At 40.5% G+C, this 13359-nt stretch carries 14 protein-coding genes; 1 reads left to right on the forward strand and 13 read right to left on the reverse strand.

The window, feature by feature from the left end:
• A partial coding sequence (locus tag HNW13_RS19875) for a hypothetical protein (RefSeq protein WP_208062947.1) occupies positions 1-249 on the reverse strand: 249 nt, incomplete at its 3' end.
• Between the two features lie 419 nt (positions 250-668).
• Between HNW13_RS19875 and HNW13_RS19880 the strand changes: the two genes are divergently transcribed.
• Entirely contained in the window at positions 669-3158 is a 2490-nt protein-coding gene (locus HNW13_RS19880) for an EAL domain-containing protein (protein ID WP_192114189.1), read from the forward strand.
• A gap of 1419 nt (positions 3159-4577) precedes the next feature.
• Here the strand turns inward: HNW13_RS19880 and HNW13_RS19885 are convergent.
• From HNW13_RS19885 to kdsC, 12 genes are all read right to left on the reverse strand, one after another.
• Complete coding sequence (locus HNW13_RS19885; protein ID WP_101085179.1) at positions 4578-4829, reverse strand: transposase; 252 nt, start codon at positions 4827-4829, stop codon at positions 4578-4580.
• A gap of 19 nt (positions 4830-4848) precedes the next feature.
• The gene (locus HNW13_RS19890; protein ID WP_157822764.1) at positions 4849-5001 is read right to left on the reverse strand and encodes a hypothetical protein; all 153 of its coding nucleotides are present in this window, start codon (positions 4999-5001) and stop codon (positions 4849-4851) included.
• Positions 5002-5521: 520 nt separating this feature from the next.
• Positions 5522-6886, reverse strand: a complete 1365-nt coding sequence (mgtE, locus tag HNW13_RS19895) for a magnesium transporter (RefSeq protein ID WP_182743134.1) — start codon at positions 6884-6886, stop codon at positions 5522-5524.
• 511 nt (positions 6887-7397) lie between these two features.
• Positions 7398-7673: an HPr family phosphocarrier protein gene (locus HNW13_RS19900; protein ID WP_192114190.1), complete on the reverse strand. Its 276-nt coding sequence runs from the start codon at positions 7671-7673 to the stop codon at positions 7398-7400.
• A gap of 20 nt (positions 7674-7693) precedes the next feature.
• The gene (rapZ, locus tag HNW13_RS19905) at positions 7694-8557 is read right to left on the reverse strand and encodes an RNase adapter RapZ (protein ID WP_101085182.1); all 864 of its coding nucleotides are present in this window, start codon (positions 8555-8557) and stop codon (positions 7694-7696) included.
• A complete protein-coding gene (gene ptsN, locus HNW13_RS19910) occupies positions 8554-8997 on the reverse strand; it encodes a PTS IIA-like nitrogen regulatory protein PtsN (RefSeq protein ID WP_011638816.1) in 444 nt (147 codons plus the stop codon). The genes rapZ and ptsN overlap by 4 nt, the downstream gene beginning before the upstream one ends.
• Positions 8998-8999: 2 nt before the next feature.
• A complete protein-coding gene (gene hpf / locus HNW13_RS19915) occupies positions 9000-9287 on the reverse strand; it encodes a ribosome hibernation promoting factor (protein WP_101085183.1) in 288 nt (95 codons plus the stop codon).
• 25 nt (positions 9288-9312) lie between these two features.
• A complete protein-coding gene (locus tag HNW13_RS19920) occupies positions 9313-10797 on the reverse strand; it encodes an RNA polymerase factor sigma-54 (protein ID WP_192114191.1) in 1485 nt (494 codons plus the stop codon).
• 142 nt (positions 10798-10939) lie between these two features.
• Positions 10940-11671 carry an LPS export ABC transporter ATP-binding protein gene (lptB, locus tag HNW13_RS19925; protein WP_011638813.1) on the reverse strand — a complete coding sequence of 244 codons (732 nt, stop codon included), beginning with the start codon at positions 11669-11671 and terminating at the stop codon, positions 10940-10942.
• A complete protein-coding gene (gene lptA, locus HNW13_RS19930; protein ID WP_101085184.1) occupies positions 11668-12249 on the reverse strand; it encodes a lipopolysaccharide transport periplasmic protein LptA in 582 nt (193 codons plus the stop codon). Before lptA ends, lptB begins: the two co-directional genes overlap by 4 nt.
• Positions 12236-12796, reverse strand: coding sequence for an LPS export ABC transporter periplasmic protein LptC (gene lptC, locus HNW13_RS19935; RefSeq protein WP_101085185.1), 561 nt, complete (start codon positions 12794-12796; stop codon positions 12236-12238). The genes lptA and lptC overlap by 14 nt, the downstream gene beginning before the upstream one ends.
• Positions 12793-13359 carry a 3-deoxy-manno-octulosonate-8-phosphatase KdsC gene (kdsC, locus tag HNW13_RS19940; protein WP_162023893.1) on the reverse strand — a complete coding sequence of 189 codons (567 nt, stop codon included), beginning with the start codon at positions 13357-13359 and terminating at the stop codon, positions 12793-12795. Before kdsC ends, lptC begins: the two co-directional genes overlap by 4 nt.

The raw sequence follows: 13359 nt of genomic DNA on the forward strand, positions 1-13359 counted from the left end.
GGCTAATTCGGTGAAACCTAAAGTAGCAGCAGAACTTTTTAGTGTATGCAGCATAGGTGCAAAGTCTGCCGGAATGTTCGGTGAAGCCATGGTTTGTTGGATATACAAGGTTAAGTCATTAATCAACAGCTGAACAGACTTAAAATAGGTGGCTTTATTGCCGCTAAAACGATTAACAGCCTGATGATATTCAAGCTGATGTTCTGCGCAAAATAGCGTGATACGTCGTTCAGTATTACTCATGTTCATTTCAAACTCATCTAATTAGTCTACCTGTATTGCCTATGAGTGTTTCAACAGCCTCTCAATAACGATAACTCAATTGTCTATCTGAATATGGTCGCGCTAGTATGTAGGCAGATATTAAGATGCACGTTGGATACATGCTGTGCAAATATATTACTTAACGAAACTGTGTACCATTTTTGTGTTTATGTCGTTTTCGCGTATTCATATCTTTTATGATCAAGCACATTTGGTATCGACTAAGTTAACATAATGTACTTATTATGTAGGTGTTGTTTTCATTAAATTAAGGTAGTGGGTTACGTTGCTGCCTATTATTGATAGACGTAAAAAAATTAAGCTATTATAAATGTATGTTGGTTACAGATAACCTTAAGATTAAATGGATGTTATCTAGCTGAAAATAAGGGAGTTATTTTTCTATGTTGTTATCGGGTTTATCCAATACTGTTTATAAAATTCTGATTATTGACGATAATATTCAAAATATATTTATGCTGGAAGATATTTTGTCGCCTCTTGGTAATATCTTTTTTTCAGAGTCTGGCACTAATGCACTCGCGTTAGTGGATAAAATTAAGCCTGATGTCATTTTACTCGATATTGAGATGCCTGACATGGATGGATGGGAAGTGTGTCGTGCACTCAAAGCTAATCCATTATTTAGCGATATTCCAATTATTTTTATTACCGGCCACACCGAGCCTGAATTTGAAAGGTTGGCGCTAGAAAGTGGTGGGGTCGATTTTATTACTAAACCTTTTAACGCTTCTATTTGTTGTTTACGAGTCCATACACAACTTAAATTTAGGCAGCAAAACCAATTAATTATTAAAGCTAAAGAAGAGCTACAACAATTAGTTAATCAAGTCCCAATGCTTATTACCTATTGGGATGATTTAGGTCAGAATTTATTTAGTAATGACAACACTGGTTTGTGGTTTGATAGCTTGGTCGGTGATGTTAAAAACAAGCATATTTCGACTATTTTTCCTGAAGCGCTCAGTAATGCAATTTTAAATCATCACCGTCATATTACCTCAGATGCATTAAAGTACATTGTCACAGTCCCTAACCGTGACGGTATGAGCTTTTATGAAGTCTTTCAGTCCAAAATGAAATCAAGTGCTGGAGTCGATGGTTACTTGGTTACTGTTGTTGACGTCTCTGAAGTAAAGCATGCTAAGCAAGCGCTGTACTCTGAAAAGGAGCGTCTTCGAGTAACACTCAATTCTATTGGTGATGCTGTTATTGCGACTGACACAAGAGGGCTTATTACTTTTATGAACCCAATTGCGGAGCGCATGACGGGTTGGCGGTTAAAAGAGGCATTACATCAAAAAATTGAAAATGTGATGCATTTGAAAGATTCTGATACTCAGCAGCCATTATTGAACCCGTTATATTTAGCTCTTCGCGAGCAGCGCATTGTGGCAATGGCGCTAAACAGCCTACTTACGTCACGTGGAGGGCATGTTTTTTATGTGGAGGATTCAGCCGCGCCAATCCGTAATGAAAATGGTGAAATGATTGGCGCCATTATGGTGTTTCATGATGTGAGTGAAGCGATGGCGATGGCGATGAAAATGAGCCATTTAGCCAACCATGATCAGTTAACTGATTTACCAAACAGGATATTACTCCAGGACAGACTGAGCGTAGCGTGTTCTACAGCAAGATCTTATGGCACCAAAGCAGCTGCACTATTAATCGATATTGATCATTTTAAATACCTTAATGATTCCTTAGGCCACCAATATGGTGATGAGCTCATTTGTATGATGGCAAGACGAATACGCTCGTTAATACCTGCATCGTATACATTAGCGAGATTAGGTGGTGACGAATTTGTGATTTTAATGAGCGAGACTCGCTCTGTTGAGGCCTCTTCGCAATTAGCATCTACATTAGTTGAAGCGATGCATGAACCTTTTATTCTTGATAATCAGAAGTTTAATGTGTCGATAAGTATTGGTGTTAGTGTGTTCCCAAATGATGCTTTAGATGCCGAGGAATTAATGAGACATGCGGACGTGGCAATGTACCGTGCCAAACAGGAAGGCCGAAATCGCTTCTGCTTTTTCTCGCATGATTTAGAAAGTTCGCTTATGGAGCGCCATCATTTAGAGACTCGTTTAAGAAAAGCATTAATTAATGATGAACTTTTTGTGCATTATCAACCTAAAATTGATTTACAGACAAACATTATTATTGGTGCTGAGGCTCTTGTTAGACTGGCCAATGATGAGGGTGAGCTTATCTCTCCCGCAGAGTTTATTCCATTAGCGGAAGAGTCCGGTTTAATTATTATGCTAGGTAAACAAGTGCTTAATAAGGCCTGTGCTGAAGCTAAACGTTGGTTAGAAATGGGCTATACGATTCCTATTTCGGTAAATGTGGCTGCGGCACAGTTTGCTGATCCCGACTTAGCCGATATGATCAAGAAAGCACTATTGGAGCATAATTTACCGGCACATTTACTTGAATTGGAAATTACCGAAACTGCATTGATGATTGATGCAGCGGACATGCAAAACAAGTTGAGTGAGTTAATATCATTAGGGATTAAGATTGCTATTGACGATTTTGGTACTGGTTATTCCAGCTTGGCCTATTTGAAAAAGTTTAATGTTGATGTAATGAAAATTGATATGTCGTTTGTGAAAGATATGCTCAACAATAAACATGATTATGAAATTGTGAAGACGATTATTTCGTTGGGTAAGTCGATGGGGTTAGTGCTAATTGCCGAAGGTGTTGAAACTGAAGCGCAAAGCCACGCATTAGTTGAATTAGGATGTTTTATGGGTCAAGGTTATTTGTTTAGTCGCCCACTCAATAGCACTGATTTTGAAGCCTTCATATCGCAGAGCAGTAAATATCTTAAAGGTGTAAATTCCGTCGATGAATAAGCGGTGGCTTATTCAGTTAAGCTTAAGCTGTTTTTGAGTTAATAGAAATGAAAAAGCCCCATTGCATCCTTTGCGTTGGGGCTTTTGTTTGCATTGTCTGTGGTTATATTTATGCCACTGGGGTATCCAACACTCCAATGCGATCAACCTGTACCCATTGATGCTCCAGAGTGTTATCAAGCTCGTGATTATTATTGTTTTGAGCTTGTCAGCCAGAGGCTGGAATAAAAATGACGTTATTGGATTATAGAGTCTGGGGACCCAATAACGCCTGAACTGTTATGTTAGCTGTCTTCTTGACTACTAACGGTAGAGCGATAAAGCGGCAAGGATGCAAGATATTTTGCGCTTATTATTAGAATGTTTGTTGCTGTACGTTATCAACTTGCTTGGGGACGCGTTGATAACATGGTCAAACATCCTTGCCAAAACGGTTTTGATATTTAGATCCGTAAAACACCTTAATAAAAATGACGTTATTGGATTATAGAGTCTGGGGACCCAATAACGCCTGAACTGTTGTGTTAGCTGCCTTCCTTAACGGCTAACGGTAGAGCGATAAAGCGGCAAGGATGCAAGATAGTTTGCGCTTATTATTATTAGAATGTTTGTTGCTGTGCGTTATCAACTTGCTGGGGGACGAGTTGTTAACACGGTCAAACATCCTTGCCAAAACGGTTTTGATATTTAGATCTGTAAAACACCTTAATAAAAATGACGTTATTAGATTAATAGAGTCTGGGGACCCAATAACGCCTGAACTGTTATGTTAGCTGCCTTCCTTAACGGCTAACGGTAGAGCGATAAAGCGACAAGGATGCAAGATAGTTTGCGCTTATTTTTATTAGAATGTTTGTTGCTGTGCGTTATCAACTTGCTGGGGGACGAGTTGTTAACACGGTCAAACATCCTTGCCAAAACGGTTTTGATATTTAGATCCGTAAAACACCTTAATAAAAATGACGTTATTGGATTATAGAGTCTGGGGACCCAATAACGCCTGAACTGTTATGTTAGCTGCCTTCCTTAACGGCTAACGGTAGAGCGATAAAGCGGCAAGGATGCAAGATAGTTTGCGCTTATTTTTTATTAGAATGTTTGTTGCTGTGTTATCAACTTGCTGGGGGACGAGTTGTTAACACGGTCAAACATCCTTGCCAAAACGGTTTTGATATTTAGATCTGTAAAACACCTTAATAAAAATGACGTTATTAGATTCATAGAGTCTGGGGACCCAATAACGCCTGAACTGTTATGTTAGCTGCCTTCCTTAACGGCTAACGGTAGAGCTATAAAGCGGCAAGGATGCAAGATAGTTTGCGCTTATTTTTTATTAGAATGTTTGTTGCTGTGTTATCAACTTGCTGGGGGACGAGTTGTTAATACGATCAAACATCCTTGCCAAAACAGTTAATGTTACTAACTTGCCATTGTTTGTAATTGTTGACTTAACTGGGCAATCTTTTGTTGTAAATAGGCTATTTCTGATACGATCGCGCCCTTGCTTTCAGTTTGGCGACTATCGTTACTTCTCACCCATTGATAAACCGTTTTAGCCGACACGCCATATTGTTTTGCTACGTCGGATAATAATCGATTATGGTTTTTGACTTCATTAATCACTTGTCTTTGTAAGTCGATTGGATACTGTCTTGCATTTGACATATTCATCAAATAATTTCCTTCCGATTTATCTATGTTTACCTGAGCGAGTTTCAACTTCATCCCACTGACTGCAACCGAGATGTGCTAAGAAAAAAATGTTTTGGCGGCATTGTGCAATGACATTATTGACCATGACATTTATCGATATAATGCTACGTGTTACGGTTATTTTATTCATCGCTATCTCCTACAATTACAATGGACTGCTTAAAAAATAAACTACTACTTAGTAGGTGCATATTTCTTATATGGAAAGCTTGTGCCAACTTTGATAAATATTTTTAGTTGTTATTTATCAGTATATTACCTGTTACCTGTAGTTTTGTTATTTTTGCGTCGCCAACCAGATTGGTGCAATTGCACTAATGTGGTGAGCATGTGCTGCCGGCAACACATTACGGTTGTGATTGTCGTAGCGCAGTATGGATGACAAATATGGCAAAAAAAGGTCACCTTAATGACAAGATGAAGGCAAGGTTTTCACCGAATGAGTTGTTGCCAGTTGATGGTTTGAAAAACGTTAACAAAGTGAGGCTGCAGACATAGCTGCAAAAGTGATCAGAGTACTAAGCGCTTGGTAAATGAGCTTATGTGTGAAAAAGACTTATGTGTATAGAGACGCCGCCGACGTCCGTAAAATTGCACTAGATAGTGCAATTTCGTTGGACGACATGATATGTACGATTTAAATCAATGATTTAGTGCATTAAAAATAATGTAGCTAGGCCCAAAAATGCAAATAAGCCAACGACATCTGTTACCGTCGTTAACACCATACCCCCCGCCAACGCAGGATCGATATTTAGCTTTTTTAACATTATGGGGATAGTGGCGCCAGCAAAGCCTGCTACCGTCATATTAATCAGCATGGCACTGCCAATTAATCCACCTAATGCGATGTCGTCTTTCCAAAGCCATACCGCAAAAAAGACCAATACAGACCACATTAAACCGTTCAATAATCCGATGCTTAATTCCTTACCAATTAACCAGCGTGAGTTACTTTGGCCAATATGCCCAAGTGCAATCCCGCGGATGACGAGTGCTAGGGTTTGATTACCCGCAACGCCTCCCATACTCGGTACAATGGTCATTAAAATTGCGATGGTGGCGAATTGCTCTAAGGTACCTTCAAACATGTTACTGACAGATGAGGCTAGTAATGCTGCAAATAGATTGATGGTTAGCCATAGAGAGCGTCTCAGAGTGCTTTTAAGCACAGGGCCAAAGGTATCTTCATCATCATCCATCCCTGCCATTCCCATCATTGAATGTTCGGCATCCTCGCGGATGACATCAATAACGTCATCGATAGTAATTCGACCAAGCAATTTTGCTTGGCTGTCGACGACTGGGGCAGATATCCAATCCATCCGTTCAAATTTTTGCGCCACATCTTTATCGGACATCTCTACAGGAATACTTTCTAATTCTGTGTCCATAATACTGCGGACCGTTACACTTGGATCGCATGTGAGTAAATCAGCTAATCTTACTCCGCCTAAAACATGATCATGGCGATCCACAACATATAAAGTATCAGTCGTATCAGGTAAATTTCCCCGTTGACGTAAATAGCGTAATACCACTTCGATATTGACATCTGGTCTTAGGGTGACGGTATCAGTATTCATGATACTGCCGGCAGTATCATCTGGGTAACGCAATGCTTGCTCTACTCTATCCCGGTCTTGGCTTCGCATTGATTTGAGCACTTTCTTGTAAACATTATCGGGTAAACTGCGAAGAATATAGGCCATGTCATCTGTATCCATGCCTATTGTGGCCTGGGCAAGCTTCTCTGGTGTCATGCTGCTAATAAGTGAATCTTTAAGTTCTTCACCTAATTCGTCAAGAATTTCCCCAGCATATTGTTGGTCAATGAGTTGCCATAACACCTGACGATTTTTGGGCGGTGATGATTCGAGAATAAGGGCGACATCGTTAGGTGACATGGTATGTAGCATGTTACGGGCATGGACAAACAGACCACTGTCTAGTGCTTGAACGAGTTGATTGAGACGTTGTTCTGTTATCTCATTGTCTAGGTACTCTTTACCCATATATCTACTTCCTATTCGTCATACTTATATTATTCAGTATGTCATTATTCTGGGTTTCTCAGGTTGTACAGTTCAAGGCGTATAAATGCAGAAATAGCTGTCTTTACGTAAGACAATGAAATGCAGAAATAAAATACTTAAATGACTTCTGCGGTGAAATTCTGCAGCAGCCAATGCTGCTTTACATACTATAGACGTACCACGTCACGGAAACAGAGTTGCACTGGATCCGTTGCTAGAAGCGGTAATGTCTTTATCATGTTAAACGCTAACTCCCGCAGAATGAACTGATACTAATGAGATTGGTATCAACTGCGAGAGATAAACCTAAGGGCTAATATTTTTGAGGGACTGATGTCTACTGGTGATCATCAATGTCGTGACAGTTTGGTTAGTATGGCCTAGTCATTTAGAGGCCGCATAAAATAAGGATGACGGTGGCTTAAAGCATGAGTAACTTGCAGCTATTCACACATTACAGGCTATTTATAAATTTAATGCGATTAAAAAATTAACAAGATTCATCAAATTTAGCATTAATGAGATCACACACTGCGTTTAATGCTACTTCAGCATCTGGGCCTTGAGCTGTCACCCTAATCATTTTACCGATACCACTTTCAAGCATTAATAGCCCAAGTACGCTAGCTGCGCTGGCGTTTTTTTCGCCTTGAGTTAAGGTGATGTTAGCATCAAAATCCGCCGCTAACATCGCGAGTTTTGTGGCGGCACGGGCGTGTAACCCCAATTTATTTGAAATGGTCACTTGGCGTTCAAGTTTGATCATTGACGCGATCCTATGCTCACTTAGTTATTAGTATCACTGATATTTAATTCTCTGTGGCGAGCATTAACCGTGTGTTTACTGCCTTGTCGAAATCGTTTTGCTAATTGATCTGCAATATATACCGAACGGTGCTGACCACCAGTACAACCAATCGCGATGGTAAGGTAACTGCGATTGTTACGTTCTAAATGCGGCATCCAAGTTTCAAATAGGTTTTCAATTTGCCAAATAAATTTATTAACTAATGGCTGACGACCTAAAAATTCTTGTACGGGCTCGTCTAAACCCGTAAATGGACGCAGTTCTATTTCCCAATGTGGGTTGGGTAAAAAGCGTACATCAAACATAAAATCTGCTTCTGTCGGCATGCCGTGTTTAAAGCCAAAAGATTCAAAGTTAATCACTAACTCTTTATCAACACTGCCTAATAATATTTGCCTAACTTGGTCGCTTAATTCGTAGATGTTTAGCGCAGAAGTGTCGATATAGTGATCAACAATTTTTGCGATAGGCTCAAGTAAACGGCCTTCTAGTTTTATCGCTTCTTGCAGTGAAATATGATTTTTAGATAACGGGTGTAATCGACGTGTTTCGCTGTAACGTTTAAGCAATACTTTGTCATTGGAATTTAAAAAGAAACTGATAATTTCAGTGTCATTTTGAAGTAGTGCCAATTGGTCTTGAAGCACTTTACCTTGTTCTGCAATGTTACGAACATCAACGCTAATCGCAACCAAATCATTACTGCCTTTAAGCTGGGCTAATAATGTGCCAATGAGTGGTAAAGGCAAATTATCAACACAATAATATCCTAGGTCTTCTAATACTCTCAGGGCAACGGATTTCCCTGAGCCTGAACGTCCCGATACTATAACTAGTTTCATGCAGTAATAACCTGATAAAGTTCTGTTGCGTCGTGAGTTTTACGAAGCTGTTTCAATATTTGCTTATCGCTTAACTTTTGGGCCATGCTCGATAACGTGCCTAAATGTTGTTGGCACTGGTCTGCAGGGACTAACAAAGCAAATAAAAGATCCACGGGTTGCTTATCGATTGCATCAAAGGCAATGGCTTCTTCACATTTAATAAATATCGCGATAGGGTGATCGATGGTCGTTAATCTACCATGAGGTATCGCAATGCCATTTCCTATACCTGTGCTACCCATTTTCTCTCTCGCTAACAGGCTTTCAAAAACCTCTTGCGAAGACAGGGTTGGGTACTGGGCAGCGACTAAATTGCTGATGAGTTCCAGTACTTTTTTCTTACTGCCCGGTGTGGCACAGGTAGTGCATTCCGGCTGCAGAATGGTACAAAGTTCCATCGTTAGTGTTTTGTATTCTTCTCTTTGTGTTTAATTACCTGACGGTCGAGTTTATCGATCAGGGCGTCTATTGCAGCATACATATCAGTACTTTCTGACATTGCAAAAATTTCTGCGCCATTAATGTTGATTTTGGCTTCTGCTTTTTGTTGTAATTTTTCTACATTGAGCACAACGTGTACATTATGGATCTGATCGAAGTGTCGTTCAAGCTTTGAAAATTTACTGTGGATGTATTCACGTAAAGATTCTGTTATTTCGACATGACGCCCAGTCAGACTTATTTGCATAAAAAATCCTCCATTGCCTAGTAGGTTATAAACTCTTACGTTGGTTTGAGGGCGGGATCATCATTGCTTCACGGTATTTTGCTATCGTACGACGAGCAACGTTTATGCCCTGTTCTGCCAGAAGCTGAGCCATTTTACTGTCACTCAGTGGTTTTTTCTGGTTTTCTGCGGCAACCAGCTTTTTGATAAAAGCACGAATGGCCGTTGATGAGCATTCCCCGCCATCGTCAGTACTGACATGGCTAGAGAAGAAGTATTTTAGTTCAAATAAGCCCCGAGGGGTGTGCATATATTTTTGTGTGGTGACTCGTGAAATGGTCGATTCATGCATTTCTACAGCTTCAGCGATATCATTGAGCACCATAGGCTTCATGGCTTCTTCGCCATATTCAAAAAAGCCTTGCTGAAATTGCACAATGCAATTTGCCACTTTAAGTAAAGTATCATTACGGCTTTCAATACTTTTAATAAACCATTTAGCCTCTTGCAGATGGCCTCGAATAAATTGACTATCCGACGGGTTTTTACTGCCTCTAGCCATGGCTGCATATTGCTGATTAACACCAATTTTAGGCATGTTGTCTGGGTTTAACTCTACTACCCAACGGCCATTTTTCTTTAATACTGTGACATCGGGAATCACGTATTCATCATCCATGGGGGTAATTAATAAGCCCGGACGAGGATTGAGTGTCTGGATTAAAGTGATTGCGTCACGTAACTCATTTTCTTTTAGTTTTGTTTTACGCATCAATAATCTGAAATCACGGCCAGCAATTAACTCTAAATAGCCTTTGATTAACAATCGTGCATTATCGATATGGGGTGTGTCGTTAGAGTATTGCGCTAATTGAATAAATAGGCATTCGCTTAAATCACGTGCTGCAACACCCACAGGGTCAAAGTGTTGAACGCGTTTTAATACCGCTTCAACCTCATCGAGTTCCACATTTTCATCACCCATGGCTTCGAGAATATCTTCGGTACTTTGGGTTAAATAACCGCGTTCATCAATGGCATCAATAATGGCGGTGGCAATGGCGAGATCTGTGTCTGAAAATGGAGTGAGATTTTTTTGCCATTCTAAGTGTTCGTACAAACCTTCAGTAGTTTCACCTTGAAAGGGCATGTCGTCATCGCGCATGCTTGCACTGCCCGAACCTGACATAGGTGAGGCTGTGTATACTTCATCCCATGTGGTATCCATGGCTAAATCATCCATGGTTTCTTTGGTCATGGATTCTGCTATGTCGACGGTGGAAGTGTCTTTTTCGACATTAACAATACTGTTGTCACTAAAGTCGGTATCCGCTTGGTCGCGGTTTTCTTTTAAGGAGTTTTTTGCTTCAGAAAACTCATCTTCTATTTCAAGCAATGGATTTGAATCTAATGCTTGTTGGATTTCCTGCTGTAGCTCCAATGACGATAATTGCAGTAAGCGAATGGCTTGCTGCAATTGTGGGGTCATGGTTAAGTGTTGACCCATTTTAAGTTGGAGTGACGCTTTCATTTACCGCTTATCCCTAGATGATTTTCCATAAAAATGACAATCTCGAACTGTAATGGATTGCCATAAACATCAATGACATTTAACGTTGTTTAGGTATCGTTCAATGAAATGAGTTAGCTAGACTAAAAGGCCAGTAAAGTAACTATAGCTTGAATTGTTCACCTAAGTACACAGCTCGAACTTGTTGATTACTTAATATCTCATCAGGTGTGCCTTCGGCAATTAAATTACCCTGGCTGACGATATAGGCTCGCTCACAAACGTCTAGCGTTTCACGTACGTTATGGTCGGTAATTAATACCCCTAAACCGCGATTTTTAAGTTGTTGGATGATTTTTTTAATGTCGATGACCGAAATAGGATCAACACCAGCAAAGGGCTCATCAAGCAAAATAAATTTTGGATTAGCAGCTAAAGCGCGCGCAATTTCAACACGACGACGTTCACCACCCGATAACGACATGCCTTGGCTGTCGCGTATGTGAGTAATGTGGAACTCTTCGAGTAGATGCTCAAGCTGTTCAATACGTTGGTCTGTGCTGAGCTCTTTGCGAGTTTGCAGTACGGCCATTATGTTGTCGTAAACGGTAAGCTTGCGGAAAATACTGGCTTCTTGTGGTAAGTAACCTATACCTTTGCGGGCGCGCAAATGCATTGGATCGGCAGTAAGGTCGTCATCGTCAATCAATATTCGGCCTTTATCGCTTTTTACTAAGCCGACAACCATATAAAAGGTGGTGGTTTTACCTGCACCATTGGGGCCTAAAAGACCGACAATTTGGCCTGTTTTAACCGTTAAACTCACATCTTTAACAACTTGACGAGCTTTATAGCTTTTAGCTAGATTTTCAGCGGTTAAGGTAATTTGGGTCATGGTTTGATCTGCTTGTTAACAGGAATTTCAGGGAGTTTTTGCTTTGGCGCCGACTCGTCTTGGAAATTCTCTGGTTGAATGATGGTGATTACCCGATCTTGCCCTGTACCAGTACTTTCGGCAATCAGCTCTTGAGCACTGATGTTGTACTTGATTTTATTACCGGTAACCTGGCTACCTGATTGATCCAATTTGGCGTTGCCAGTCAATGTGAGTGTAGTGGTGGCAAGGTCATAGCTAATTTCGTTAGCACTTGCGGTACCAATTTTACCGTCATCTAATTCTTGTGAAAATGTAGCCGGGGTGCCAGTAGCAATTAATCTCTTACTGGTGGTGTTTTCAGGGGTAAACGCCCGTAACTGATCTGCATTGATATTAATCGTGCCTTGGACAATCGTTACCGGACCATTAAAAACAATTTGATTATTCTTAATGTCGGCAGACTGACTGACTGAAGCGATTTTCAATTCTTGTTTCAGATCCCCTTGTTTCGCTATGGCAGGCAAACTCAATATACAAAGTATGCTACTTAATAACATAACATTGGCGCGAGTGTGGAGACGATTAATGTGGCTCATATGTTCCTTCTACCTGGCTTAGTAGCGATAATTTTTGCGAATTCAAGTCAGCATGTAGGCCTAAACCTTGAATAATAAACCCTTTACCTTTGATGTACACCATCTCTTGTGAGGATCCTATCATAGTGGTTAAATCCACCGTAATAGCTTGGGTACTCAGTGACTGCAGGGGTTCTTCTATATCAATGGCATCAATAATAACATTATTTTCTAATGTGACTTTGCTGGTATTTTTATTCAATTGCCCACGGTCTGCACTTAATTGCCATTGTGCTTTACCGTTTTCAGGGTAAATGAGGTAAATAGGTTTGGTAAAGTGAGTGATGTCACTTGAGGCGTAATGCTCCATGTGTTCGGCGCTGACTCGACTTTCGACGAAACCTAGTTGGTTGAATTCTGTAGTGCGTAGGTTATCTGCAACAAAATCTGGGCGCTCAATACCGCGTATTTGTACCGCGTCCATTTCACTGCGTTTTACTTGTGCTTGCCAGTACAATATAAAAGCAAGCCCAAAAAAAGCAATAATACCTAGCGTGACTCTACTCATATACTCATACCATGAGCACTGGCAAATTTATCTTGGCTTAATAGTAATAAATCGGTGAGTTCACGCAGTGCGCCGTGGCCACCATTGAGGGTGGTTGTCATATGGCACTGTTGTTTGACAAACGGATGACCATCACCGACACAAACGGCTAGTCCTACGGCTTTCATTACAGGTAGGTCTACCATGTCATCGCCAATGTAAGCCACTTCATCAGCAGTCACATTATAGAGCGACAATAATTGCTCAAAAGGCTCAAATTTATTATCAATACCTTGATAAATATGTGTTACACCTAATGCCGTCATGCGGTTTTCAACAATCTTGGATTTACGTCCTGTTATCACGGCAACATGGATACCACTGGTAAGCAAAGAACGCACACCATAACCGTCACGAGTGTGGAACGCTTTGAGTTCTTCACCTGCATTACTGAGGTAAATACGTCCATCTGAAAATACTCCATCGACATCACAGATTAACAGTTTGATTTTTTGAGCTCGTTGCCAAATATCATTGCTGACAGGGCCGTAAAATCCTTGGTGAAACGAGGTTGATTCTGACAT

This window comes from Shewanella sp. BF02_Schw (genome assembly GCF_014596695.2).
GTDB lineage: Bacteria > Pseudomonadota > Gammaproteobacteria > Enterobacterales > Shewanellaceae > Shewanella.